Here is a 23,996-nt window from a genome sequence, read left to right as displayed (position 1 = left end):
ATGCTCGACGCATACAACACGAGCGCAGCGGTCGCGCAGCCAACGCCCCATACAGGGGAAAGATTGGTGCGCCGGGCCATGCTCGACACGTATCTGAAGCCCATCTTCCAACACTTGCAGGGTGACGTTACCGAAGTTGCGATCAACAAGCCGGGTGAGATTTGGACAGAAGGGCCTTCGGGCTGGGTGCGGCATGCAGCACCTGAAATGTCGTACCAAAGTTGCATGCACATTGGGCAACTGATAGCGACCTACAACGAAAAAGACATTTCGATTGATCGACCGATTTTGTCTGCCGCCTTGCCCGATGGGGAACGGGTTCAAGTCATTATTCCTCCGGCGTGTCTTGCGAATACGGTGTCCATGACGATCCGCAAGCCAAGCATGACCGACAAAACTTTAGACGAGCTGGAAGCAAGCGGCGCATTCTCGAAAGTCGAAGATGCAAACGACGGGCTGCGTCCGTTTGAGACAGATTTATTGGAATTAAAGAAGCAACGTCGCATACGGGAATTTCTGCATCGTGTTGTTTTGACTAAGCGCAATTTACTCATTGTTGGCAAAACTGGCTCGGGGAAAACCACATTAACGCGCAGTCTCATTCACTCCATTCCTAAGACTGAGCGACTAGTTACCATCGAAGATGTGCATGAATTGTTTATGGACGATGTGCCAAATAAAGTGCATTTGCTCTATGCCCGTGAAGATGAAGGCGGATCAAAAGTAACCGCCAAACAATCACTAGCTTCGTGTCTGCGGATGAAACCCGATAGGATTTTACTCGCTGAATTACGTGGCGATGAAGCATGGGAATTCGTGAAGTCGATCAACACTGGGCACCCAGGCAGCATTAGCACCATGCACGCAAACGGTGCGTGGGAAACCTTTGAACAATTGACGGCTTTCATCAAGGATTCCCGCACTGGCGCCCACCTCGAAACTGACGACATTAAGAGACGCCTTTACACGACGATTGACGTTGTGGTGTATATGGACCGCTGGAAAGTCAAAGAAATATTCTATGACCCTGAATTTAAGCGCGCACAAATGGTTTAAACCGGCACTGTGGATATTTGTATCCATAGTTATAACTTTGGTATGGCTGCATCTTGCAGGCGCCGTGGTTCTGGCTGGCGTTGGGAGAGATTACAACAAGGTTAATGCGCTTACATTTATACAATATGCGGTGTATTTCGGAGAGCAAAAGCGAATTAATACATGGCTATGGTCAGGAGCTGGATTTAGCACCGTCGCGCTGCTTCTACCACTGGTACTATTTCTTAAGCCCTCACGACAAAGCCTGCACGGAGATGCTCGTTTCGCATCGGCCCGAGAAATTCGGAAAGCAGGGTTAACGGGAAATAGGGGAATCATCGTAGGCAAAAAAGGCTCCGGCTACTTGATGTTCGATGGCTCACAACATGTTTTGCTCTCTGCGCCAACTCGCTCAGGAAAGGGGGTTTCGGTCGTCATCCCGAACCTTCTCACTTGGCCTGAAAGCTGTGTGGTTCTGGACATAAAGCGGGAAAACTGGGATATCACCAGCGGCTATCGACGCAAGTACGGGCAGCGCTGCTACTTGTTCAACCCTGGGGCAAGCGATGGTCGAACGCATCGATATAACCCTTTGGGCTACATCAGCGAAGACCCCGGTAAACGTATCGACGATATCCAGAAGATCGCAAACATGATCTTCCCGGATGTGCAGGGCACTGACCCGATTTGGACAGCAACTCCGCGCAGTCTGTTTCTTGGGGTCGTTCTGTTCTTGCTGGAGTCACCTGGCAAGCCCGTAACGCTGGGTCAGGTGCTGCGAGAGACATTGACCGATGGCGATGGAAAGGACTACTTTGACAAGGCTGCGAAAGACCGCAGGGATTGTGGCAAAGGTCTTTCGGGTGCATGCGTTCGTGGCCTGCAAAGCTATACATCCATCGCCAGCGAGAACACGCGCAGCGGGATCATGACCTCGTTCCGGTCGAGGCTTGAATTGTGGATGAACCCGGCCATTGACGCTGCAACCAGCGATAACGATTTCGACTTGCGAGACCTTCGCAAGCGCAAGATGTCAATTTTCATTGGCATCACCCCTGACAACCTTGAGCGTATGGCACCGCTCATCAATCTGTTCTTTCAACAGCTTGTAGATTTAAATACTCGGGAACTCCCCTCACAAAATCCCGATTTGAAATATACGTGCCTTCTCCTGATGGACGAATTCACGTCCATGGGCAAAGTCAACATTTTGAGCAAGGGAATTAGCTTTATTGCAGGCTACGGATTGCGAATGATGCCCATCATTCAAAGCCCGGCGCAACTCACGGACGTTTATGGCCGCGAAGCCGCTGAAACTTTCCGCACCAATCACGCCCTCAACATAGTATTTCCGCCAAAAGCATCCGAAACTGAATCTGCACGCGATATTTCCGAATGGTTAGGCTATACAACTACTAAGAGCGCATCGAAGTCCCGAAACACTGAAATATTCAAGCGCCGCAATTCATCGGAGAGCGTCAGCGATCAACGTCGCGCGTTACTTCTTCCTCAAGAAATAACCTCTTTGGGTGAGGATGCAGAATTGATCGTTTTGGAAAACGTCCTCCCCATTCAAGCCAAAAAGGTTCGATATTTCGCGGACGCGAAATTCATGGATAGACTCAAGGAAGTTTCACCATCATTGAGTACTATTGGGGGAAGATTGCCCACTAAGAAAGAGATGGACGATGCAATGCGTGCTGGTGAACTGGCGGCACCCGTTCCACTGCTTAGCATAAATGAATATCAAGATGTAATTGCTTCTGCTGAAGGATCAATTGAGCAGGTAAGCAGCAGTACTAATCTCCATCGCGCATTTATTCCTGATGACTATCCGCGTATTTCTGAGATTAATTTCGCACTTGATTTATCAAGCATCAAACCGCCTCCAGAAGGCGAACGCACCATAGAGAAGTTACACGAATATGCAGACAGAATAAGCCGGGAACAGGGATTCTTAATTTAGAATTCGTTCGATTATGACAATGGAATTTATATGTCACAAGATCAAATCAAAATTAACCCCGAAAACTCCCCGAAAGAGGATGAAGAGTTATATAAGCACAGTCCTGCTTTCGGCATCATGCAAATTAACGATCAACCAGCGACGGCAATTCGTTATGAGCACGTTGAAAAGTACGGGCACCACCGTTACAACGTGAATTTCCTGTTGGATGGCAAGTCGGTAGTTCGATTGAAAGACTTGGACACGGAGTGCCTGGCCGACGCTGTGGGCGACAAAAACGCGGCTTCCATCCTTGCCAGCAAGGAAAGCCGGGGGGCACTCAAAGGGGAAGCGCTGTTGAACGAATATGGACTTTCGCCCGATGAAAATACCCGGCGCATGATGCTCAAGGAAGAGCGAAAGGGGACTGTGCTGGACCCGGAAGCACTAGGCGCGGTTGCGGCCAGGCGCCAGGCCGACACGGACACTGCAGCGAAGGAACTGGCGGTGCACCGCCAAGAGGCTTTGAATGCGATTTCTAAGGACATACGCAAGGTGGAGCAAGGCACGGGGCAGGGCAGGGACGGCGGGGACAACGAAGTCCAGTCGGATGAAGTTTTCAGCCCAGCGGAAGATGACCGTAAGCCGATAGTTCCTCAAGAGGTGGCTGCGAAATACCTCAAGGTAGGGGACAAGTACCATTTCCAGCGCAATCCGGAAGCAGTCGCGTTCCGCGATAGGGGCAGCAAGCTGGAGACACAGACAAACAGCGCCGCCGTGGCCGACTCCATGGTACGGATCGCCCAGGCGCGGGGTTGGGACGAGATTCGCGTCACAGGAAGCGAAACCTTCAAACGAGAAGTGTGGATGGAAGCGGCCGCACGCGGCATGCAGGTACGCGGCTACTCCCCCACCGACGCGGACAAAGCGAGGCTCGCTGCAATCCAAAGCAAGGATGAGTTTCGCGGACGCGAAAACGTCAACACCGTCACGGGCAAAAAGACCCACGAACAGGGGATGGTGGATGCTTTCAAGAACGAGCGACCGGAAGCAGCGATGCAGAAGTACCCGGAACTGGCGGGAGCGTATGCGGGCGTCGAGGCAGCACGCCGCAAAGTGGATCAAGAGCGGCTATCTGTCGAACAGGCCAAGGTAGTCATGGATCGCCTGAACAAAAACGCACTCAATGCCATTGAGCGCGGCCACGTGCCAAAGATCAACGTCACCGACAGGAACCAAGACCGCAACAGGCAACAAGAGGTGGCTGCAAGCCGCCACCGCGACAAAGAATTTGGACGTTAAGCAGAAGCCCCCACCATGAAACAAGCACTCCTAATCACCCTCACTGCCCTCATGCTCGGCGGTTGCGCAACGGAAGAATTTTCCACCGGTATGACGGCTACCCCGCATTACATGGCGTCGGGACATGTCGGCACGGCCAAAGCGTGGGTGTATGCACAACGCACAATATTTGAGGGCAGGGCGGGGCAGGAATATCTATTCAGCACAACTGCCGGTGAACCCATCAAAGCCGAAAAAATAGGTGATTACTACAGTCTCCCTTTACTGGAACGAGACTTTATTGCGCGCGAAGGCGTCCATACTATGCGGTTCGTCCTTGCTCCCGCCACTTGGACATTTACACGAACTGGCGCAACGTATGAATCTCCCCCACAGCAATGAATTCAACTTATAGCGAACTGTTGAAGCAGCGCAGCGAACTGGATCAGAAGATCGAGGAAGCGCGCATGCAAGAACTGGATGCGGCTCTAAAACAGATCCGCGATCTCATGGATCAGTACGGCATAACCGCTCAAGAAATCCTGCCAACAGGAGCGCGGGGGCCCGTGCGCCGCGAGCGAGCGAAGGTCGAGCCGAAGTATCGCGATCCCGCAACCGGCACCACCTGGTCCGGGCGCGGCAAGCCTCCAGCGTGGATTGCAGGCAAAGACCGCGAACCCTTCGCAATCGCCAACAAGGCGTAAAATCAAGGCTTGAAAAGGGGTCGCGTCATGGCAACGACAACACAGTTCGACAGCTATTTTTTTGGCTCTGGACTTGTGGACGACGCTCGAAAGGGCGTAGCCCAAGCTGTTGCGCGCACCCGTGCCGCTGGCCTGCCCGTTGAAGGCTACGCCAGCAGCCCAGCTCCACAATCCACCAAAGATCCCTTCCCCGGCCCCACGGCGCACAGTGATGCAGCACCGGGCAAGCCCGCCGACAAAGAGCCAAAAAAAAAGCGGGCCTGATGAGTCAATCGGGCGATGCGCAGAAAGATGGATCTGCGCCGGTGATGTTTGTTTTTGCGGGGCCGAATGGCTCCGGTAAATCATCCATCAATGCCCAGGTTCTCAAAAATCCTGCTCTGGGTTTTTTAGGCGAGTACATCAATGCCGATGACATCGCCAAAAGTATGGAATCACAGATTCCAGACTACCAAACCCGCAACATCAAAGCCGCTGAATTAGCGGAATCGCGGCGTGTTACCGCGTTGCAGGCCGGACACTCGTTTGCTTTCGAGTCGGTTATGTCCACCCCGGGGTGACCTCTGTTTTTGTGCAGAATCAGAATTCGACGGCAAAAATCCCTTTGACTCCAATTACTTAGCGCTTTGCAGACGCTTTCTTCGAGGTAAAAAATCTTCAAGAGTTGTTGGCGCCGATTCAAAATTGAGCCACCGTGCCGATTGAATTTTGAGCCAGGGCTAATGGCCAACCTGTGAAGGTCGGCTGTGGGTAAGTGTAGTGCCTTGGGTCGGTTTTGGTCTCCTTGGTGATCGAGCTCGGTGGTCGTCCGTTGAGGGTAAGCCGCGCAGGGCGAAGCCCGTAGCGGCTTGCCCTTGAACCGCTCAGAACGGCTCAGCCTTCTTGGCCTGTTCGCGTGCCTTGATGCGTTTCTTGGCCACGGCTGTGCTGTGCATGAACCTGTGGGACTCGTTGCCCGTCTCGACGATGTGGCAGTGGTGCGTGAGTCGATCCAGCAGTGCCGTGGTCATCTTGGCATCGCCGAACACGCTGGACCATTCCTTGAAGTCCAGGTTGGTGGTGATCATCACGCTGGTCTGCTCGTAGAGCTTGCTCAGCAGGTGGAACAGCAAGGCGCCGCCTGCCTGGCTGAAGGGCAGGTAGCCCAGCTCATCAAGGATGACCAGGTCCATGCGCTGCAAGCTCGCTGCGATGCGGCCTGCCTTGCCTTGGGCCTTCTCCTGCTCCAGTGCGTTGACCAGGTCCACCGTGGAGTAAAACCGCACGCGTGAGCCATGGCGCGTGATGCCCGCCACGCCGATGGCCGTGGCCAGATGCGTCTTGCCCGTGCCGGGGCCACCCACCAGCACCACGTTGTGCGCCTGCTCGGTGAACGCCATGCTGGCCAACTGCTCGATGAGCTTTTTGTCCACGGGCGAGCATTCGAAGTCGAAGCCCGCCAGGTCGCGGTGCACGGGGAACTTCGCCGTGTGCATCTGGTAGCTCACTGAGCGCATGGCTCTGTCCGTGACTTCCGCTTGCAGCAGGTGCTCCAGCAGCCAGCGCGAGCTCTCCAGCGTGGCGTGGCCGCCTTGCTTGACCAGGTCCTCCCAGGCCCCGGCCATGCCGTACAGGCGCAGCTCTTTGAACTCCTTGTCCAGCTCACGCATGATCGGCCTCCTGCATGTCGCTGCCAGCGCGCAGGCTGTCATAGCGCGCCGTGTCGGCCAGGGGTGTCTGGCTCACTTGCAGGTTGGTCGCAACCGTCTCGGGCAGGGGCTGCGCTTGCAGGCGGCCGAGCACGTTGATGACGTGCTCGGTGCTCACCCGCCCCGATGGCGGCGCACTCTCCAGGGCCAACTCCACCGCCACCAGCACGGCGTCCAGCCCTTGCTTGGGCACCTCGGCCAGTACCTGCGCCATCACCCTGTCGCCGCCCTCCTGGTGCAGCAAGCCTTTGCGCATGCGCTGCAATGGCTCGGGCAGGTCTGCAAAGGGCGCGCCGTTGCGCAGCGCGCCCGGCTTGCGCTCGATCAGCGGCACGTAATGCTGCCAGTCGTAGCGGGTCTGGTTGCGATCGCTCAGGCCCTCGTGCGTGGCCACCATAGCATCGCCGGCCACCACCACGATCTGCGCCGGGTACAGGTGTGTGCTGACCATTTGCCCCGCCCATTCGCAGGGCACCGAGTAGCGGTTGCGCGCCACCGTCACCAGGCAGGTGCTGCTCACCTTGGCCGGGTTCTCAACATAGCCATCAAAGGCCACCGGCATCGGCATCAGGTGGCTTTGCTCCAGCTCCAGCATCTCGGCGATGCTGAACGCTTTGTGCTGCGGGTGGCGCAGCTCTCGCCACAGAGCCCGGCAGCGCTCGCCCAGCCACGCATTGAGCTCGGTAAAGCTGCCAAAGCGCCGTTGCCCCGCCTCCACCCAGATGCGACGGCGGCTGTCTTGCACATCCTTCTCCACGCGCCCCTTCTCCCAGCCGCTGGCACGGTTGCAAAAATCAGGGTCGAACAGATAGTGCGCGCACATGGCTGCAAAGCGCGCATTGACCACGCGGCCTTTGCCCTTCTTGACTTTGTCGACCGCCGTCTTCATGTTGTCGTAGATGCCACGGCGTGCCACGCCACCCAGCGCTGCAAAGCTGCGGGTGTGCGCATCGAACAGCATCTCGTGGCCTTGGCTGGGGTAGGCCACCAGCCAGAAGGCCCCACTGGCACACAGCTTCATGTGCGAGACCTGCATGCGGTAGTACACCCCGCCCACCAGCAAGCCGTCTTCGCTCCAGTCGAACTGGAAGGCCTCGCCAAGCTCGAAGGTCAATGGCACGAAGGCCTTGCAGGCCGCCTGTTGGCCTTCACCTTGGCGCCACTTGCGGATGAAGTCCGTCACCCGCGTGTAGCCACCTTCGTAGCCCGCTGCCTTGATCTGCGTGAACAAGGCCTTGGCCGTGCGCCGCTCCTTCTTGGGCCGCTTGGCATCGGCCTTCAAGGCTTGCTTGAGCTCCGCCTCGTGCGCCGACAGCTTGGTCGCCTTCGCCGCCTCCCGGCGGTACTTGGGCTCGACCGGCTGCGCCTCGTCCAGCCACTTGGCCACCGTGTTGCGCGACAGACCCGTGGCCCTCGATATCTCCCGCTTCGTCTTCTTGTCCCGGCGATGCATCCGCCGTATCTTGCCAATCATGTCCATGGTGATCACCCTCTTCATTCCCTTGCTGCACAAAACAGCAGGGTAGGTAAAACACCTGGCTCAGTTTTAGGTCGGCATCACACCAAAAAGTGGCTCAGTTTTCGGTCGGCGTCAACACATGAGCGCAACGAGCGATTTTGGGAAACACTTTCATGCCCGATCGCTTGGCAACTGTTTCGGGTCGAGCAACGGCAGGGCAATGTTGGAGGTGGAGTACATCCGTTTTTGTCCATCATGTCTTCGGGAGTGCTTCCACTCTCCGCTCTTTCAACTCGCAACCGTCAGGAAGTGTCCTCTTCATGGGTGTGAGCTATTAGATGCTTGCGAGCACTGCGGTGAAAGAGTCGGCAAGCCCGGGTTTGACCCACGATGGTTCGATGTTCCCCTCGCTTGCCTCCACTGTCGCCAGCCATTTGGCGGCGTGCACTTTGCAGACAAAGCATTGAGCGGCTTCGTTGCCGGCGAAGAAGCGTTCATGAGCATTGAAGAGTGGCTGCAGCAATTTCGGCCAGTGCAGTTTATACGCACCGATCAATTGGGGGGAGAGCCGTGGAGCCCCTGTGATTACAAGACCATCTGCAGTTGCTTGGTGCGCCTAGCTACTGAGCACTCAAAAACCGAGTCATGGCTGGACACCGATGTTCCATGTACTGTCAGCCGCCGCAATAAGGCGGAGCGCTGGGGGACGCATACGTTTGCCAGGCAGAACCGGTACGTTCCGCTGAACCACGATTTCGATGCCGCTTGCGGAATTTTAAAATCTATTAATCGTTATCTGTCAAAGCAGGTTAGGGCAATTTGCGGTCATCGGAAAACAGCACTCTTGCCTTGGCGAAACGCAGATCGTCCTTTCCGGCCCGTGCAGCCGATACTGACTATGTCACCGGACGATTGCCCTTGTTGCGCGATCCTCGATCAATGGCGAGCGTACGCGGGCAAACTGATTGCACTACGAAACCATGCCCGTGCCTACGGAGAGCCTGTCTATGAGGTGGGCCTGAACGATTTCAGAACCCCTTTTTCGCTTGAGCCAAGAGCGTGCGCCGTGGCACTGCTTTCCTCTTTTACCTGGTTTGCTAGCTCTTTGAATAGGTTGTTATTGCAGTTGTCTCTGAATGAAACGCAGTTGTGGTATGCAGAGGAACACAAAATTGTTGAGTTTATGCGCCAGCGCAGTGCACTCTCTCTGGACGTGTATCGCTTTAATATCAGCCCACACGGGTACGTTTTCTCCATGCATGGCGAGGAGGTTAGTCTTGTATATTCACTCAAACATGCGTTCGAATCGCTTCGTGCATGCCAGGCGTTGCATCACAAAGGCAGCCTCTGGCCAATCGATGAAATTGAGGCACATACACGCTTTCGCACGAAACGCGATGACGACTGGTATATCACGATGTCCGAGTATTTTCAGACCCGGAAAAATGCTCCTCTGCTGGGGCGCATTCCAACGCAGATTCCTGAGATATATGGGTGAATACTCTCAATGTGGGGTGGGCGGCAGAAGGAGCTTATTAAAAAGAATTGCAACACCTGCCAACCTTTAAGGTCAGCAGATGCGCTCCCCCTTTAACCTACCGCCAACCGCACTATATTCAATCCCGTAATTTTATTCCCATAGTATTCGCTGTATGCAACCTATTAAGTTGTAGAAAACTTTCGAATTCTGCCGCTGGTAAGTAAGCAGAAAGAGCACCCATATTGGTTAGTTTGGCGCGTACATCAGGATCAAGCATAGTTTCTTCCAGCGCTCGGGCGATCCTGCTGATTATTTCAGGATCTGTACCTTGCAAGGCATGAAAACCTAGCCAGCTTTCAAATGTGGCATCGCCGAAACCTGCTTCGGCCAGAGTGGGCACATTTGGAAATAAGAGTGAACGCTCGGAGGCTACGATGGCTAGTGCCTTCACATCTCCGTTCCTGATCAAGCCTTGAGCTACGTTCAGCGGTACGACTCCCGCCTCGAGTCTACCTGTCATCAGATCAGTGACATAGGTCGTACCGCCGCGGTACTGCACTGGCATAAACTTGAAGCCCCCCAATTTCTGCAAAGCCTCCTGAGTAAGGGTTTGCGAGTTGCCAGGGCCAGCGTAGACAACGGGTAAGCTCGGACCGTTTTTCGCCAAGGTTACAAGCTCTGCGACTGTATTGGCCTTGGAGTTTTTTGGCACCACAAGTGCAGACATAGCAGTTGCATACCGTCCAATGGGTACAAATTTCTTCGGATTCCATGCCAAGTTATTCTCAAGCAATGGATTAGCGATGAAAAAGTTACCCGTTGCCAGCAGAGTACGGCCATCCGCAGGAGCTTGTATGACTACCGTGGGCCCGATGTTTGCATTGCCTCCAGCGCGGTTCTCTATGATGACAGCTTGATGAAGCGACTGCCCCATGCGTTGCGCCACAATTCGGGCTGTAGCATCAACCAATCCGCCAGCGGCATATGGCACCACGATACGGATAGGTTGCCCCATCGCAGGCGCAGGCGCTTGCGCATGAACTTGTGGTTGGACAAGTCCCATCACGATCAAAGAAGCCAGTACGAAATACTTGAAGCGCGTCATGGTCGTATTCATTATTGTGGATCCAATGGAGCGACCAGAGAAACGCCCGCGACACGAATACCATCCGGGCGTCCGTTGGGCAACGTACCGAAACGATCGTACATGACTTGGGGTAATGCGGGGCCATCCGGAGATGCGAACCACAGACGCAGTAAGTGCCTACGATTTTTGATCTCCGGCCAATCTTCATAGGCTGTACGTGAATGGTAGGTACTGTAGTTCGACAGCACTTGAATATCGCCAGGCTTGAACTCCATATCAAAGTATAGGGATGGATCCGCTGTCAGCTTATCCAGTTCTGCCATGGCTTCCTTTTGCTCATCCGTCAACTCTGGTACCCCTGGTAGCGCTTGGGCTTTGAGGATTCCCTGCGGGATGTATGTTGAAAGCATGCGTCCGTCGTAAGGGGAAAATATCGGTATTGACCAGAATGGCAACTCACCCTTGGAAATTTCGCCCCAGCGGGTGTAGTAGAACTGATTCATCAATGTGCGTGCGCAATCAGGGCGTCGTCGTACCAGTTCATTCCATACGGTGGTCGAACTGACAATCGAGGACAGACCACCAGATTTGGCCGTGCGTAAGCACAGCAGGGCAACCAAGTCACCGGCATCGGTGTGATAGCGCAGTCGCGCGCTCGTTTGATAGCCGCGAACCTCCGGGTCATCGTAGTTTAGTCCCAGATTAGCCACATGACCAAGTACATGACCTTTGGCGTTCTGCGAGACCGGATCCCCAAAGTACAGACCTATTCCCCAATAGGCAATGGCCGATTGCCTCAAGGTATACCGCTCCACAGGGACGCCGCGCAGTAGCTGGAAGCCTCGCCCCAAAAGTGTTTCCTTGCGCGCTTTCAATAGCACTTTAGAAAGATGAGGAAGAGAAAAATCCTTGATTCCGATTTCCAAAATATCTTTCCCCGTAGCCTCCGCTTGAGCTACGGCGGCGTCAATTTCCTCGACCTCTTGTGGCGTAAAGGTATGTGTCCAATCCGTTCGGCGCGTCATTTCTGGCCCGTACCATGCTTGCTCATTCTGGTAAGTTGGAAGCGCTTGCTGCGTGGTTACTGTTGTTGTCATATTGTCTCCTTGATATAATCTTATTGAGGATGTAGCCGAGAAACCTAAAAACCCAGAAAACCCATCAGGCACGCAATTAATAGAAATGAAGTCATATAATATGGAAATGAAAATGCCGCCTCAATCGCTAATAGAGCCGCGTGCGTTCAGCTTGCGGCGAGAGCGGCTTTGGATTTATATTGTTATTAAATAAATAGCTCTCTGTAAATTAATTAACGCGCGAAATAAAAACTCCTTTCATTAATATTAGTTTCGTCGATATTGTGCTGAGCCAATGTCTCTCAGGTGACTACGTATTTAATGATAAGCTGGGATTTTTTGGTTAATAGGACTCATCGATATATCGCTACTGAAACCAGGTTCATCGGAGCTGAATATATGGCTGCCAAAACAAAGCCGGCCATCCACAGTGTCTCGACAAGCAGCAGAGCAAAGGGCCGCCAGCCAGCGCGGGCCAGTTGATTGAATGAAGTCTTGACGCCCAGCGCTGCAATGGCGACGACCAAGCACGCACGGGAGACGTCATTGAGGCCAGTTTGCACTGCCGCCGGCACGCCGCCGACGGAGTTGATAATGACCAGGGCCACGAATACCCACAAAAACCAGGGCACCAGGGGCTGCTTCTTGGCCCCAACGCAAGCGCTTTCGCTCGCTGCACGCTGCTGCTTGAAGATGCTGGACACCACGATCACAACCACGGCCAGCATAGACACGCGGAACAGCTTCACGATGGTGGCGTAGTCGCCGGTTTCCGGGTTCAGCATGTAACCGGCGCCCACCACCTGCGCCACGTCGTGGATCGTTCCCCCCAGGAAAAGGCCCGCCAACTCGGGCGGCAGATGTAGCAGCTTGGCAACCAGCGGATATATCACCATGGCCAGGGTAGACAGCACGGTTACAGTTACCACTACCATCAGAGTGAAGCGCTCGCTTTCTTTGGTGCGCGGCAACACGGCCGATATCGCCAGAGCCGCCGACGCGCCGCAGATAGCGACCGCACCACCGGAGAGCACCGATTCCGCGCGATTCATGCCCAAACGACGTCCCAGCAGCACCCCACACAGCAGCGTGGTCACGACTGCAGCGATGACAATGGCCGCAGTGCTCCAGCCCAGACCAGCAATTTGACTCGCCGTGATCCGTGCACCGAGCAGGCCGACGCCCAGTCGCAGCACGGTGCGCGAACAAAACTCGATGCCGGGTATGGTTTTGACGTCATGGCTGAGGTAATGAAAAGCCATGCCAAAGAACAGCGCATAGAAAAATTGGGGCCCGCCGTGCAAAGTGGACACCAAGGTGGCGGCCATCGCAATCACGCAAGACAGGGCGACACCGGGGAGTAGCTGTTGCGGCAAGCCAGTGGGGTGGGTCGTGTCGACGGCTGGCGTTGACAACAGGAAATTGAACACAGGAAAGCCTCTTCAAACAGCGCCTGGAGTACGCGTGGGAGGGTCATGACCCTCAATGAATTTAATAATAGGTAAAAGTTATAAAATAAAAAAGCCAATAATATTGGTAACGATGATCGATAAATCCAATCAGCATTCCTTTCAACGCCTGCGTCTCAACCTGCGTCAGCTCGAAGTTTTTCTGGCCACAGCACGCAGCGGTAGCACGCGTGCGGCAGCTGACCGGATCGCACGTTCGCAATCAGCGGCCAGCACCTCACTGGCCGAACTTGAGGCCGTGCTCGGGGAGGAGCTGTTCGACCGCATCGGCCGGCGCCTGCTGCTCAACGAGAACGGCCGCGCGTTATTGCCCAAGGCCCAAGCTTTGGTCGAGCAAGCGGCCGAAGTGCAAGCCCTGTTCACGGACGAGCACGCTGCACCTTTACGGGTGGCGGCTAGCTTTACGATCGGCGAATACCTGTTACCGGGCTTGGTGACGCAATGGACACAACGACACCCCAAGAGCCAGATCCATCTGCGCATAGGCAATACCAGCGAAGTGATAGCCGCAGTAGCTGCTTTGGACGTCGATGTCGGCTTTGTTGAGGGGTCGCAAACGCACTCCGATTTGGTCGTGAGGCCCTGGCTGGATGACGAAATGGTGATCGTTGCCGCACCGGGCCATTCACTGGCGAATCGCTGCGCAACGCCCCTACAGTTGGCCGATGCCACCTGGGTGCTGCGGGAGCACGGTTCCGGCACGCGCCAGATCACGGATGAATGGTTGCTAACAAACCTGGGGCAAGTACGCGTCGGCTTTGAGCTCGGCAGTACCGAAGCGATCAAGCGTGTGGTGGCGACCAGCGATGGCCTCGGCTGCCTATCTCGCTACGCCGTCGAGCAAAGCGTGGCAGACGGACACTTGGTCGAACTGCAAACTCGCTTGCCCAGGGCAAGCCGCAAGCTCGCCATCGTTCTGCACCGCGAGAAGCGGCTGGGCCGTGCGACCACGGACTTTCTGGCGCACTGCAGTGCAGCCAAGCAACACAACGCAAGCTGAGCAACTGGGGGCATAGATCTATTTCGTCTGCGCCAGGCCTCGGTGTCACATAGAACGCCGGCGATTGCGCAGTCGCTGCAGACCGACATATCTTCTTCTTCAGCTGGACCGGAGGGATAAAGCAGAACTGATACGCGAACCGGGCTTTCACGCAACCCACATGCAGGCCCATGGCGACACCCAGGGTCGGCAACGAAGCGGGTTGTGACGATATAGGGCGCAAACTCTTAGCGAAACAGAACATCACGATCTCCCGCACCCCACCGGTTCGCCCGGCAATGTTGCAACCGCTTTAGAGCGGCTAACAAAAGCCTGTCATCGCCCAATGCCCGATGTGCGTTTGATACGGCATGGGAAAAAACAGGAACAAAGAAATCAGCGCGGCGCTGTACAAAAGGCTTGAGCCGTTGCTGCCGACCGCGAAACCCTCGCCCAAGGGCGGCAGGCCGCGACTGAGTGATGAGCTGGCCTTGAATGGCATCCTGTTCGTGCTGCGCACGGGCACGCCTTGGGAGCACCTGCCCCAGGAACTGGGCTTTGGCAGTGGCATGACCTGCTGGAGACGACTGCGTGACTGGCAGGCCGCCGGTGTGTGGCACCGTCTGCATCTGGCGTTACTGGACGAACTGCGCAGTGCAGACAAACTTGACTTCAGCCGCGCCAGCGTGGATGGGGCCAGCGTGCCCAGCCCCCGGGGGGCCCGTACACGGGCCCCAACCCCACGGACCGGGGCAAACTCGGCAGCAAGCGCCACATCATCACGGACCGCCAGGGCATCCCGCTGATCTTTTGCGTCACCGGAGCCAACCGCCATGACTCGGTGGTGTTCGATGAGCTGGTTGACGCATTGCCAGCGGTGGGCGGCAAGCGCGGCAGGCGCCGCCGCTGGCCCGAGAAGCTGCATGCGGACAAAGGCTATGACTACCCTCGGTGCCGTGCCCACCTCAAGCGCCGAGGCATCCAGGATCGCATCGCCCGCAAAGGCATCGAGCGCAATGACCGGCTCGGGCGCCATCGGTGGGTTGTCGAGCGCACCCATGCCTGGCTCGCTGCCTTTGGCAAGCTGCGCACCCGCTTCGAGCGCCGCATCGACGTTCATGTGGCCCTGCTTTCCCTAGCTTGCTGCATCATCTGCATTCGCAATCTTCTTCCGTTTTGTTAGCCGCTCTTAGAGTATTGTGTCGCCAACACCAGCCGGGCGACGACCATGATGTCTAGCTCAGTTGCTGATCCAACCCACGCGATGGACGGCTGAAGTGTTGCCGCCGACTGAAAACTGACCCACTTAGAGGGCATGTGCCGCTTCAAAACTGACCCAGGTGTTTTACTTGCCTTGCCTAAATATTGGGCAGGGAAAATGCAAGGTGATCACTATGGAAATGTTGGGAAGAATTCGACGGATGTACATGCGCGACAAGGTGTCGTTGCATGAGATAGCCAAGCGCACGGGCCTATCGCGCAACACGGTGCGAAGCTGGCTGAGGAAGCCAGAGGAGGTGAAGGAGCCCGTCTACAGCCGCACGGCGGGCTTCAACAAGCTCAATGCGTATGTGGCCGAACTGGAGCAGTCGCTCAAGGCCGATGCGCATCGACCCAAGCAGAACCGTCGCACGGCACGCGCCTTGTTTGCGCAAATCAAGACCAGCGGATATGAGGGTGGGTACACCCGCGTCACGGACTTTATCCGGGCCTGGCGCGTCGACGCTGGCAAGGACGCCCGGGCGTTCGTGCCACTGAAGTTCGAGATGGGCGAGGCGTTCCAGTTCGACTGGAGCGAAGAGGGCTTGGTGGTGGGCGGTATCTACCACCGCATGCAGGTGTCGCACATGAAGCTGTGCGCCAGCCGCGCATTCTGGCTGGTGGCCTACCCCAGCCAGGGTCACGAGATGCTGTTTGACGCCCACACCCGTTCCTTTGCGGCGCTCGGTGGCGTGGCTCGCCGGGGTATTTACGACAACATGAAGACGGCCGTGGACAAGGTCCCGCGCGGCAAAGGCGGACAAGGTGGCAAGGGCCGCATCGTCAACGCACGCTTTGCCGTGATGTGCGCACATTACCTATTCGATGCCGACTTCTGCAACGTAGCCAGCGGCTGGGAGAAAGGCGTGGTGGAGAAGAACGTGCAGGACAGCCGCAGGCGCATCTGGCTGGAGGCGCAGCAGCAGAAGTTTGGCAGCTTTGCCGAGCTCAATGTTTGGCTGGGCGCACGCTGCCGCAGTCTGTGGGAGGAGGTGCGCCACCCAGAGTACAAGGCGTTCAGCGTGGCCGAGATGCTGGAGCAGGAGCGCGCGGAACTGATGCCCATGCCGACAGCCTTTGATGGCTATGTGGAGCGCTCAGCCAAGGTGTCGAGCACTTGCCTGGTGGCGGTGGCGCGCAACCGCTACTCGGTGCCGTGCGAATTGGCAGGCCAGCGCGTGAGCACCCGGCTGTACCCCGGCCGGGTGGAGATCGCCAGCGACGAAATGATCGTGGCACGGCACGAGAGGCTGCCCAACCGGGGCCACATCTGCTACGACTGGCAGCACTACATTGCGCTGATTCAGCGCAAGTCTGGTGCCCTGAGAAATGGCGCGCCCTTTGCAGACATGCCGACGCCTTTGCAGCGATTGCGACAAGGCTTGATGCGCCATGAGGGCGGTGAAAAGACCATGGCGCAGGTGCTCAACTGCGTGTCCAGCCACGGACTGGAAGCGGTGCTGGTGGCGGCGGAGTTGGTGATCGAATCGGGCGCGCTCAGCACCGAGCACGTTCTCAACGTATTGGCTCGGCTTGATGCGCCAGAGCCTCCTCCCAACATAGAGAGCACCCTGGATCTCAAGGAGGCACCACTGGCCAACACCGGGCGCTACGACAGCCTGCGTGGCGACGCCATGGAGGGCGTGAGCCATGCGTGATATTGCTGCTCAATTCAAGGAACTCCGCCTGAACGGCATGGCCGGCGCCTGGGTCGAGTTGACCACTGCAGAGGGACAAAGCAGTGATGTGGGCATACAGACCTCGCGCTGGTTGATTGAGCACCTGCTGCAGGCAGAGCACGCACAGCGGGCCTTTGCCTCGGTGCGCCACCAGATGAAGGCGGCCAAGTTCCCGCTACACCGGGACCTGGCAGGCTTTGACTTCGAGGCCTCCAAGATAGACCACAAGTTGGTCAAGCAACTGAGTACGCTGGAGTTCACCGAGACGGCACAGAACGTGGTGCTCATTGGTGGGCCGGGCACGGGCAAGACGCACCTGGCCACAGCCATCGGAGTGGCGGGCATTGCAGCCAAGGGCAAGCGGGTGCGCTTCTATTCCACGGTGGATCTGGTCAACGAACTGGAGAAGGAGAAGCGCGAGGGCAAGGCTGGGCGCATCGCACTGGCGCTGTCGCGCCTGGACCTGGTGATTCTGGATGAGCTGGGGTACCTGCCCTTCAGCCAGGCCGGTGGCGCCCTGCTGTTCCATCTGCTCTCCAAGCTGTACGAGCACACCAGCGTGGTGATCACGACCAACCTGAGCTTCTCGGAATGGTCGGCGGTGTTCGGGGACGCCAAGATGACCACAGCGCTCCTGGACCGTTTGACCCATCACTGCCATATCGTGGAGACCGGAAATGAGTCCCACCGCTTCCGCCACAGCACCCTGGCGGCGAAGTCACGCATCAAGGCCAGAGAGAGTGCACGCAAAGGCAGCATAACTGCACCGGCATCAGCAGAGCCAGACGAACCGTTCTAAACGGGCTACTGGCTACACTTATCCACAGTTGCTGATTCCAAATTCAGCAATCCGCCCTGGGTCAATATTGGATCGGCAGGGTGGGTCAGAATTCAAGTGGCGCCAACAGCGGGCGATGTGGACACTTGGTTGGCGGGAACCGTGGAGGAAGCAAGTACGCTGCTGCGGCTCGCCACCGTGGAGCTGTTTGATGCCGGACCAGCACAGCCCGGCTGAACTCGCCACCACATTCGTTCATTGAGCCTGACGTTTTGCAGCTAACGAACGCTCACGTTTGTCGCGTCGGTACTCCCATGGTGGCACTGGCTCAGGATCAACCCATAAGCCGCGCCTGCTGGCCTGGGCCTGCCTTTCCAATTCGTAGAGCCCACGGTCTTTCGCATACTGGCGATAGACCCAAGCCATGCCTTCGCGCACCATTTGCGCGTTCACGTCCACGTTCCCGAGATAGACAGTGCCGATGACTCGGCCATAACGATCACGCCCTGTCTCGGCCACACGGACCGACTGGCGAAACACCAGCTCGGCGAGCGCCTGCCTGGATCGCGTGCCGAAGGCTTGCCGCTTCTCGGGTGCATCAATTTGGGCCAGACGCACACGCACCGGCTGACGGTTCACCAGCACGTCGATGGTGTCACCGTCCTGGATTGCTACCACTGGACCCACCAGGTCGGCATGTGACAAGCCAGCAAACGCCAACAGGGCCGCAAGGCACCACACACGAGCGGCCTTAACGGCTTCGACCTTTGTCTTTGTCATTCGGGATACCTTGAGCCTTCGGCTGTTGACTTTGCCCATCGTGTTGAACAGTGCGCCCGGCTTCCGCCTTCGCGCGTAATTGCCGCTGGAGGGCCTGGCGCGCAGTCAAGGGCTCGGGCAACCGGGCCACGAAAGCCTCAATCCGCTTGGCCAAGTCGAGATTGCGCTCGGCCAAGCTCAATGGCCTTCCGCTGCCTGCATCTGTAGCAACGCGAGATCCCGCCCGTCGCATTTCAATATCGGCGGATCTTCCATCGTCCAAACGATGCCGTGAGTTCGCCCGCAAAAACACCGCAGCGCCTCTTTGGTCGCGTACCACATTGCCAGCGGGCATGTCTCGCAAGCCGGGGACGGCGAGGGCCTGGCCTCGGGCGCCAAACTCTCTATCACCGGGCTTATGTAGATCGGCTGACGCATTGCCTCCGCCCGGCTTTCCGTCACGTGCGATGCCGGCAATTGCTGCCGCTCTGAGTTGTCCAGTTCGGGCACCAAGGCGGTCGATTCGACTGTAGTTAATTGGCTCATTAGTCAGTTCCTTTCCATCTTTCGTTTTCAGGGCGGTAGGCCGGTTTCGCAGGTCTTTGGCTACGCCAAGCCATTCGGCCTTGGTCTTCCCTTGCCACGCCCGCGCGGCACCCTCCCACGCTGTCACGTCGGGTCGTCGTCCCCCAGCTTCCGCCTGGAGCGCCGCCTCGGCTTCCTCGATCCGTGACCGCATCACGCGCGACTGGCGCGGCGCCCTCCCCTCGGGAGCCGGATCGTCAATATGTCGCAGCACCTGCTTTTCAGGTCGGCGCACGACGCCTCGAACCGGGCGCGGCGTGGCCTCGGCATCAATCCCCCGCTCACGCAAGCGCTCTGCAAAGCTTTCACGCCAGTGCTGCAAGCGCTCCGGGGAAGTACGCACCTGTCGCCCATCGAAGCCACGACATTTGACAACTAGATGGCAGTGGTCGTTATCGGTATCAGTATGAAGAGCAAAAACATACTCATGATTGGCACCAAAATTGTCAGCAGCGAATGCCCGTACTGCACCCCGCAATGCGAGTGGATCAGCTTTGCCAGGCATGGAAAGAACCATGTGCATCGTATCGCGCTGATTAACGCCCTTACCGGGGGATTTATTTACATCAATCTCTTTACTCCAATGTTCGTATAATTCTTTAACGTCATCAATATTATCAAATAACTGCCCTTTGTCATTCTCAAGGGCTACTTTTTCGGCGCCTGCCATGGAGTGACGGCTTATATACATCAAGTGCGCCTTGACGTGCGCCCCGCCCTTCCCATAACTGGAGATTTTGACCATCACCTCCGACGAACCCGCTGCAACGCTTGCGGCTTTTTTCTTGTGCTTGCTTACAGGACTCGCCTTTAATGCCCTGGCGCTGTTGCCTTTGGTTTTGACTTTGCCAGGTTTTCCAGTTTCTTGAATTAGATTTTCAAGTAGTTGAGTCATCAACTACCCCCCATGCTCTATGCCGGGCCGCAACGAGCCTCAACATCATGTCGCGCAATTTCCGGACGTTAGCATTGACTTGATTTATTCCCTCAAGGGTTAAAACTTCGTCCTTAGTAAAACTTTCACCTATTAGTTCAGCCCTATTCATACTGCGTGCGATTTGGTTTAAGTTTCTCCCAACGGCGGCTAATTCGCGGTTCGCCCAGCTCACAACCTCGACTTCCTGGTCTGTCAGAACCGGTGTCGTCATAAGCGAGGATTGCACTAGAGAGGAAACCCACTGCGCGGATTTCATGCCTTCTAGTTCTGCACGCTTTTTTACTTCTTCTTTAAGAAATTTTGGCAGCCGGAATTCCAAACGTTCCAGCTCGGGATCGCCAGAGTGTCGAATTCTCGGGACCTGTGTTGCTCGGTCAATTTCCTTCCCTGCCACGGAAATATGCGCCTGGATCAACTCGCGCAACAACGTCCCAGGCTTCTTGTTGGACGCCGCAGCAAGTGCATAGAACTCTTCACGTTCGGCGGCAAGAACGCGAGCTGCAACGATAGGAGCAGAGACGGCGGGCTCGGATGCCTCGGGCTGCTTTTTCGACTGCCGCAGGGGGATGGATGGGGTGGATTCCGACATTGGAAATGGTGGAAGGTGGAGCATTGTAAACATTTACCGGCGCTTGCGCGTATCCTGCCTTCACTAAACAACCCCACCACTCTACTCCACCCTCTGCGGCATTCCTCAACGAGTTAACTACGCATCTCAACGTAACCTCATCAATTTCGCGGACGCGAAAACATTTGATGAACCGTAAACAATCAATTACATGCAATCTTTCTTTTCTCATCAACTCTTTATCAACGAATGGGTAAGATGACACGATGACGAAGCCAGTACCGACAGACCCCAGCGCAGCCCTGGCAGCTCTGGCCGATGACTACGCAAGCAAGACAAAAGCGGCGATCTTTCGTGCGCAGTTCGATGGAATTGAACGCGCATTGCAAAGCGGCGCACCGCGAAGCCGCGTCATCGAAATCCTAAATGCTCATGGCATCACTTTGTCAGCGGCAGCATTTAATGAATATCTTTATAGAGAACGCAACCGAAGACGCAAAGCCGCTTTAACCCATCATCCTTCTCCTGCAAGCCTGATCCCAAGCGCGCGCCCTCTTCCGGAGGCTGAACCTGTAGACAATCTGCACGGTTTTAATCGCTCTGATCCTCGATCTATTGATGCGATAATAAATAGCACTCCAGACTTGGAAAGTCTGGCCAAAATTCATTTGGCAAAAACAAAGAAAGGTTCGACGTGAAAATTGCGGTTATGAATTTCAGTGGCAATGTGGGCAAGACCACGATTGCCGCACATTTGTTAAAAACAAGAATGCCGAATGCGCGGATTTATTCTGTCGAGTCCATCAATGCAGGGGCGGATGCCTCCGGCGTCGAGGTGGAGAAGTTGCGAGGCAAGAAATTTGGCTCAATGATTGATGCCATCATGATGCTGGACGATGCGGTCATTGACGTTGGAGCGTCGAACGTCGAAGACTTCATGAAGATGATGCAGCAATATGACGGTTCGCACGAGGAAATTGATATTTTTGTCGTTCCTACCGTGAAGGAGAAAAAAGTTCAGGCAGATACGGTTAACACCGTGCGAGCGCTTCGAGCGCTGAATATTCCGGCTAAGAAAATACGCATCGTCTTTAATAAGCTCGATGTTGAAGAATCACCCTCCGAAGAATTTCCCAGCATCTATGGTCTGGCATCGGGCGAAAAGGCTTGCATCGTGTCGGACGCTGCAACCATTCGCACGAACGAGGTTTTCGAGCGGCTCAAATCCCACGGCAAGGCCCTGGGCGACTTGCTGGAAGATCCCACCGATTACCGCCAGAAATTGCGCGAAGCCACAGAACAGGCCGAAAAGGAACATTGCGTTCAAATGGTCGCCCTCAAGCGCCTGTCTGTGACGGCGAATGAAAACCTTGATCAAGTATTCAAGGCGATTACAAGATGAACGGGCGGGCCAGCACAGTACGGGAAGCCGTTGCGGCCCAGGTGCTGGGCGAAGTTGATGACCTGGTGCTCCGGCTTGAAAACGTGGCCAGGACGATCCAAGGGCAGGAATCCAGCCATGAAGCCAGCGCGGCGGCGCTGCTCGATGCGGCCGACAAATTCAAGGGGGCGGTGACGCAATTCAGCGAAGCTGCCACCACCCAGGTCCGCGAGGCCGTAGAGCGGCACGCCCATGAAGTCGTGACGCAAACCCGCGCCGAGGCTGCGGCAGCCATGCAAGAAGCTGCCCGCCAAGCCTGGCGCACCAGCACCATGGACGAAGCCGACAGACTGGCCCAGCGGCTGCGCGGGCTTGCGCTGCAGTTCAAGCCGCTGCCCTACTGGCAGCGGCTCACGGAATCAGCGCTGGGTGGCCTCGCAGGAGCCTCCCTAGTGGTCATGCTCTTGTTCTTCGCGGGCAAGCTCTAAATCTTGTTTCGTCGGCACGCCGGGCCATACCCTTGTCCGGGCTTCCGGGGTGCCGTGCGCTTTGCGCTCGGCAGTGCTCCGCACCGGCCCCTACCGGACAACGCGCACGCAAGGCGTGCGCGCTTCGGGGCACCATGGCCCGGTCGGGAACAAGGAAGGCGCTTGCTCCCGCCTTGGTTGTCTCTCAGTGAGAAAGCATTGGGCCTTCATCCGGCTGCAGTTGCGACTCCATCACCGGCAACCAGGGCGAGTTTGAATTCACCAGATAGCGCGCACCCTGCGCATATAGGCTGCAAGGGTTGGCAGGCCCGTAATGGCCGGTAATGCTGAACCGGAATTTAAGCCCTGCAGGATTGGTATAGATCACTTTGTCGCCAACAGCAAACCGCAAGCAGCGGCCATTTTCTGGCGCGAAGGGCTTAGTTGCATTGTGTAGCTTTACGGTCTGATCCACCCAATCATGATGACTACTCATCTTGTTTCCTTTGTTTGTCGTTTTCGTCGTCGAAATTAATAGTCACAATACATATAACGCGCTTCCATCATTTTCTAAGTTCACTGTAGATTATAATAGCACCATTAATCATGTCAACCTTTTTAGATTGTCATTTTGCATTGGTTTGTAAAGCCAATTGCCCGATTCCGGGAGTTCTTCATCACACGCCACCCCGCCCGCCAGGTCTTCGGGGGTATGGGGGCACCCCATGTAGCCGCAGCGCGGCGTAAACCAGCAGCCGCAGCACACAGTCAGTGCCTCCCGCGCCCCACCAACTCCAGAACCTACCCGCACCCCTTCGCGCACTGATTAACAAGAGGGTTCAATTTCGCCTCCGCGAAATCTCACTTGGCTGCGCGTTGCTTTTGATACGCGCGGGATTGCCCAGGTCGAACGGCCATCGGCGATTGTCCTGAATTATGGGGGGATGCCCAGCGGCGGGGGGTGTGCGAAGCACGTCCCTCAAGAGCGGCCAACCTTGCCATCGCCTGGAGGGCGACATATGAACGGCCCAAAAAAAGACCCGCAGTAGCGCGGGCCAAGTCAGTGCAACACGCCATTTCAAATATCCAAAAATAGCTCTTCCGGCGAAACAAGCATCAAGATTCCGTCATAAACCCAACGCAGAACAAAAGCACCAAACGAAAAAGCAAGCAGCGGCCAAAATACATCCAGCGCGTTTGACCATCCACGAACAAGAAGCATCACCATGAACGCCATTGCGGACAACGAGGTTACAGCTTGCAGAATCAACGCAACCGGCACGCGAATCCAAAGCAATACGTAAAATATAATTACCCGAAAAATAATGCTGATTGTTTTTAACATCATGATCCCTAAGACATAAGATATTATGTCAAGG

The 23,996-nt window shown here is 56.1% G+C and carries 24 protein-coding genes; 14 read left to right on the top strand and 10 right to left on the bottom strand.

The window, feature by feature from the left end; all coding sequences use genetic code 11:
- The 6 genes from virB11 to ACSQ3O_RS27065 all read left to right on the top strand — a co-directional run bounded on the left by virB11 (nucleotide 1) and on the right by ACSQ3O_RS27065 (nucleotide 5,525).
- Nucleotides 1-1,056: a P-type DNA transfer ATPase VirB11 gene (virB11, locus tag ACSQ3O_RS27090; RefSeq protein ID WP_436141216.1), complete on the top strand. Its 1,056-nt coding sequence runs from the start codon at nucleotides 1-3 to the stop codon at nucleotides 1,054-1,056.
- Nucleotides 1,022-3,001 carry a type IV secretory system conjugative DNA transfer family protein gene (locus tag ACSQ3O_RS27085; RefSeq protein ID WP_436141215.1) on the top strand — a complete coding sequence of 660 codons (1,980 nt, stop codon included), beginning with the start codon at nucleotides 1,022-1,024 and terminating at the stop codon, nucleotides 2,999-3,001. The genes virB11 and ACSQ3O_RS27085 overlap by 35 nt, the downstream gene beginning before the upstream one ends.
- A 30-nt stretch (nucleotides 3,002-3,031) precedes the next feature.
- Nucleotides 3,032-4,282: an LPD7 domain-containing protein gene (locus ACSQ3O_RS27080; RefSeq protein ID WP_436141214.1), complete on the top strand. Its 1,251-nt coding sequence runs from the start codon at nucleotides 3,032-3,034 to the stop codon at nucleotides 4,280-4,282.
- A gap of 15 nt (nucleotides 4,283-4,297) precedes the next feature.
- A complete protein-coding gene (locus ACSQ3O_RS27075; protein ID WP_436141213.1) occupies nucleotides 4,298-4,663 on the top strand; it encodes a hypothetical protein in 366 nt (121 codons plus the stop codon).
- Nucleotides 4,660-4,965 carry an H-NS histone family protein gene (locus tag ACSQ3O_RS27070; RefSeq protein ID WP_436141212.1) on the top strand — a complete coding sequence of 102 codons (306 nt, stop codon included), beginning with the start codon at nucleotides 4,660-4,662 and terminating at the stop codon, nucleotides 4,963-4,965. Before ACSQ3O_RS27075 ends, ACSQ3O_RS27070 begins: the two co-directional genes overlap by 4 nt.
- Before the next feature lie 263 nt (nucleotides 4,966-5,228).
- Entirely contained in the window at nucleotides 5,229-5,525 is a 297-nt protein-coding gene (locus tag ACSQ3O_RS27065) for a hypothetical protein (RefSeq protein WP_436141211.1), read from the top strand.
- A 303-nt stretch (nucleotides 5,526-5,828) separates the two neighbouring features.
- On the opposite strand, the gene istB (ACSQ3O_RS27060) is transcribed toward ACSQ3O_RS27065, so the two are convergent.
- The gene (gene istB, locus ACSQ3O_RS27060) at nucleotides 5,829-6,614 is read right to left on the bottom strand and encodes an IS21-like element helper ATPase IstB (protein WP_024815605.1); all 786 of its coding nucleotides are present in this window, start codon (nucleotides 6,612-6,614) and stop codon (nucleotides 5,829-5,831) included.
- Nucleotides 6,607-8,133, bottom strand: a complete 1,527-nt coding sequence (gene istA, locus ACSQ3O_RS27055; RefSeq protein WP_436141210.1) for an IS21 family transposase — start codon at nucleotides 8,131-8,133, stop codon at nucleotides 6,607-6,609. The genes istB (ACSQ3O_RS27060) and istA (ACSQ3O_RS27055) overlap by 8 nt, the downstream gene beginning before the upstream one ends.
- Nucleotides 8,134-8,554: 421 nt before the next feature.
- Between istA (ACSQ3O_RS27055) and ACSQ3O_RS27050 the strand changes: the two genes are divergently transcribed.
- The gene (locus tag ACSQ3O_RS27050) at nucleotides 8,555-9,610 is read left to right on the top strand and encodes a hypothetical protein (protein ID WP_436141209.1); all 1,056 of its coding nucleotides are present in this window, start codon (nucleotides 8,555-8,557) and stop codon (nucleotides 9,608-9,610) included.
- A 118-nt stretch (nucleotides 9,611-9,728) separates the two neighbouring features.
- On the opposite strand, the gene ACSQ3O_RS27045 is transcribed toward ACSQ3O_RS27050, so the two are convergent.
- The 3 genes from ACSQ3O_RS27045 to ACSQ3O_RS27035 form a co-directional block, all read right to left on the bottom strand.
- Nucleotides 9,729-10,697: a tripartite tricarboxylate transporter substrate binding protein gene (locus tag ACSQ3O_RS27045; protein WP_436141208.1), complete on the bottom strand. Its 969-nt coding sequence runs from the start codon at nucleotides 10,695-10,697 to the stop codon at nucleotides 9,729-9,731.
- 11 nt (nucleotides 10,698-10,708) lie between these two features.
- Nucleotides 10,709-11,776 carry a TauD/TfdA family dioxygenase gene (locus ACSQ3O_RS27040; protein WP_436141207.1) on the bottom strand — a complete coding sequence of 356 codons (1,068 nt, stop codon included), beginning with the start codon at nucleotides 11,774-11,776 and terminating at the stop codon, nucleotides 10,709-10,711.
- Between the two features lie 332 nt (nucleotides 11,777-12,108).
- A complete protein-coding gene (locus ACSQ3O_RS27035) occupies nucleotides 12,109-13,173 on the bottom strand; it encodes a YeiH family protein (RefSeq protein WP_436141229.1) in 1,065 nt (354 codons plus the stop codon).
- A gap of 124 nt (nucleotides 13,174-13,297) precedes the next feature.
- Between ACSQ3O_RS27035 and ACSQ3O_RS27030 the strand changes: the two genes are divergently transcribed.
- The 4 genes from ACSQ3O_RS27030 to istB (ACSQ3O_RS27015) all read left to right on the top strand — a co-directional run bounded on the left by ACSQ3O_RS27030 (nucleotide 13,298) and on the right by istB (ACSQ3O_RS27015) (nucleotide 17,941).
- Nucleotides 13,298-14,224, top strand: a complete 927-nt coding sequence (locus ACSQ3O_RS27030; RefSeq protein WP_436141206.1) for a LysR family transcriptional regulator — start codon at nucleotides 13,298-13,300, stop codon at nucleotides 14,222-14,224.
- 350 nt (nucleotides 14,225-14,574) lie between these two features.
- A protein-coding gene (locus ACSQ3O_RS27025) for an IS5 family transposase (RefSeq protein ID WP_436139520.1) occupies nucleotides 14,575-15,386 on the top strand; the annotation gives its coding sequence in 2 pieces (ribosomal slippage) (nucleotides 14,575-14,905 and nucleotides 14,905-15,386; 813 coding nt in all).
- A 211-nt stretch (nucleotides 15,387-15,597) separates the two neighbouring features.
- On the top strand, nucleotides 15,598-17,121 hold the full coding sequence (istA, locus tag ACSQ3O_RS27020) for an IS21 family transposase (protein WP_436141205.1): 1,524 nt from the start codon (nucleotides 15,598-15,600) through the stop codon (nucleotides 17,119-17,121).
- On the top strand, nucleotides 17,114-17,941 hold the full coding sequence (istB, locus tag ACSQ3O_RS27015) for an IS21-like element helper ATPase IstB (RefSeq protein WP_066690515.1): 828 nt from the start codon (nucleotides 17,114-17,116) through the stop codon (nucleotides 17,939-17,941). Before istA (ACSQ3O_RS27020) ends, istB (ACSQ3O_RS27015) begins: the two co-directional genes overlap by 8 nt.
- 234 nt (nucleotides 17,942-18,175) lie before the next feature.
- On the opposite strand, the gene ACSQ3O_RS27010 is transcribed toward istB (ACSQ3O_RS27015), so the two are convergent.
- From ACSQ3O_RS27010 to mobC, 3 genes are read right to left on the bottom strand one after another with little or no spacing between them, the layout of a single operon-like run.
- Nucleotides 18,176-18,700 carry a thermonuclease family protein gene (locus tag ACSQ3O_RS27010; protein ID WP_436141204.1) on the bottom strand — a complete coding sequence of 175 codons (525 nt, stop codon included), beginning with the start codon at nucleotides 18,698-18,700 and terminating at the stop codon, nucleotides 18,176-18,178.
- Nucleotides 18,672-20,159 carry a relaxase/mobilization nuclease domain-containing protein gene (locus tag ACSQ3O_RS27005; RefSeq protein ID WP_436141203.1) on the bottom strand — a complete coding sequence of 496 codons (1,488 nt, stop codon included), beginning with the start codon at nucleotides 20,157-20,159 and terminating at the stop codon, nucleotides 18,672-18,674. Before ACSQ3O_RS27005 ends, ACSQ3O_RS27010 begins: the two co-directional genes overlap by 29 nt.
- Nucleotides 20,143-20,790, bottom strand: a complete 648-nt coding sequence (gene mobC, locus ACSQ3O_RS27000) for a plasmid mobilization relaxosome protein MobC (protein ID WP_436141202.1) — start codon at nucleotides 20,788-20,790, stop codon at nucleotides 20,143-20,145. The genes ACSQ3O_RS27005 and mobC overlap by 17 nt, the downstream gene beginning before the upstream one ends.
- A gap of 245 nt (nucleotides 20,791-21,035) precedes the next feature.
- Here mobC and ACSQ3O_RS26995 point away from each other — a divergent pair, with 245 nt between their 5' ends.
- Genes ACSQ3O_RS26995 through ACSQ3O_RS26985 form a run of 3 tightly spaced genes read left to right on the top strand, consistent with a single transcriptional unit; the run spans nucleotide 21,036 to nucleotide 22,638 of the window.
- Nucleotides 21,036-21,467 (top strand): hypothetical protein, encoded by a 432-nt coding sequence (locus ACSQ3O_RS26995; RefSeq protein ID WP_436141201.1) that lies wholly within the window; start codon nucleotides 21,036-21,038, stop codon nucleotides 21,465-21,467.
- Nucleotides 21,464-22,171: a StbB family protein gene (gene stbB, locus ACSQ3O_RS26990; RefSeq protein WP_436141200.1), complete on the top strand. Its 708-nt coding sequence runs from the start codon at nucleotides 21,464-21,466 to the stop codon at nucleotides 22,169-22,171. Before ACSQ3O_RS26995 ends, stbB begins: the two co-directional genes overlap by 4 nt.
- Entirely contained in the window at nucleotides 22,168-22,638 is a 471-nt protein-coding gene (locus ACSQ3O_RS26985) for a hypothetical protein (protein WP_436141199.1), read from the top strand. The genes stbB and ACSQ3O_RS26985 overlap by 4 nt, the downstream gene beginning before the upstream one ends.
- Before the next feature lie 184 nt (nucleotides 22,639-22,822).
- On the opposite strand, the gene ACSQ3O_RS26980 is transcribed toward ACSQ3O_RS26985, so the two are convergent.
- Together ACSQ3O_RS26980 and ACSQ3O_RS26975 are read right to left on the bottom strand one after the other, a co-directional pair.
- Nucleotides 22,823-23,113, bottom strand: coding sequence for a hypothetical protein (locus tag ACSQ3O_RS26980; protein ID WP_436141198.1), 291 nt, complete (start codon nucleotides 23,111-23,113; stop codon nucleotides 22,823-22,825).
- Nucleotides 23,114-23,695: 582 nt separating this feature from the next.
- Nucleotides 23,696-23,962 (bottom strand): hypothetical protein, encoded by a 267-nt coding sequence (locus ACSQ3O_RS26975; RefSeq protein ID WP_436141197.1) that lies wholly within the window; start codon nucleotides 23,960-23,962, stop codon nucleotides 23,696-23,698.
- Nucleotides 23,963-23,996: the final 34 nt, after the last annotated feature.

Source organism: Acidovorax sp. LjRoot74 (assembly GCF_964254355.1).
GTDB lineage: Bacteria > Pseudomonadota > Gammaproteobacteria > Burkholderiales > Burkholderiaceae_C > Acidovorax.
The sequence above is the reverse complement of the archived record's forward strand: the minus strand, read 5'-3'. Positions and strand labels throughout refer to the sequence as shown.

Bases quoted from the DNA above. Each gene is read 5' to 3' on its own strand.
- virB11 (WP_436141216.1), top strand. From the start codon at position 1: ATGCTCGACGCATACAACACGAGCGCAGCGGTCGCGCAGCCAACGCCC.
- ACSQ3O_RS27085 (WP_436141215.1), top strand. From the start codon at position 1,022: ATGACCCTGAATTTAAGCGCGCACAAATGGTTTAAACCGGCACTGTGG.
- ACSQ3O_RS27080 (WP_436141214.1), top strand. From the start codon at position 3,032: ATGTCACAAGATCAAATCAAAATTAACCCCGAAAACTCCCCGAAAGAG.
- ACSQ3O_RS27075 (WP_436141213.1), top strand. From the start codon at position 4,298: ATGAAACAAGCACTCCTAATCACCCTCACTGCCCTCATGCTCGGCGGT.
- ACSQ3O_RS27070 (WP_436141212.1), top strand. From the start codon at position 4,660: ATGAATTCAACTTATAGCGAACTGTTGAAGCAGCGCAGCGAACTGGAT.
- ACSQ3O_RS27065 (WP_436141211.1), top strand. From the start codon at position 5,229: ATGAGTCAATCGGGCGATGCGCAGAAAGATGGATCTGCGCCGGTGATG.
- istB (WP_024815605.1), bottom strand. From the start codon at position 6,614: ATGCGTGAGCTGGACAAGGAGTTCAAAGAGCTGCGCCTGTACGGCATG.
- istA (WP_436141210.1), bottom strand. From the start codon at position 8,133: ATGGACATGATTGGCAAGATACGGCGGATGCATCGCCGGGACAAGAAG.
- ACSQ3O_RS27045 (WP_436141208.1), bottom strand. From the start codon at position 10,697: ATGACGCGCTTCAAGTATTTCGTACTGGCTTCTTTGATCGTGATGGGA.
- ACSQ3O_RS27040 (WP_436141207.1), bottom strand. From the start codon at position 11,776: ATGACAACAACAGTAACCACGCAGCAAGCGCTTCCAACTTACCAGAAT.
- ACSQ3O_RS27030 (WP_436141206.1), top strand. From the start codon at position 13,298: ATGATCGATAAATCCAATCAGCATTCCTTTCAACGCCTGCGTCTCAAC.
- istA (WP_436141205.1), top strand. From the start codon at position 15,598: ATGGAAATGTTGGGAAGAATTCGACGGATGTACATGCGCGACAAGGTG.
- istB (WP_066690515.1), top strand. From the start codon at position 17,114: ATGCGTGATATTGCTGCTCAATTCAAGGAACTCCGCCTGAACGGCATG.
- ACSQ3O_RS27010 (WP_436141204.1), bottom strand. From the start codon at position 18,700: ATGACAAAGACAAAGGTCGAAGCCGTTAAGGCCGCTCGTGTGTGGTGC.
- ACSQ3O_RS27005 (WP_436141203.1), bottom strand. From the start codon at position 20,159: ATGACTCAACTACTTGAAAATCTAATTCAAGAAACTGGAAAACCTGGC.
- mobC (WP_436141202.1), bottom strand. From the start codon at position 20,790: ATGTCGGAATCCACCCCATCCATCCCCCTGCGGCAGTCGAAAAAGCAG.
- ACSQ3O_RS26995 (WP_436141201.1), top strand. From the start codon at position 21,036: ATGACGAAGCCAGTACCGACAGACCCCAGCGCAGCCCTGGCAGCTCTG.
- ACSQ3O_RS26985 (WP_436141199.1), top strand. From the start codon at position 22,168: ATGAACGGGCGGGCCAGCACAGTACGGGAAGCCGTTGCGGCCCAGGTG.
- ACSQ3O_RS26980 (WP_436141198.1), bottom strand. From the start codon at position 23,113: ATGAGTAGTCATCATGATTGGGTGGATCAGACCGTAAAGCTACACAAT.
- ACSQ3O_RS26975 (WP_436141197.1), bottom strand. From the start codon at position 23,962: ATGTTAAAAACAATCAGCATTATTTTTCGGGTAATTATATTTTACGTA.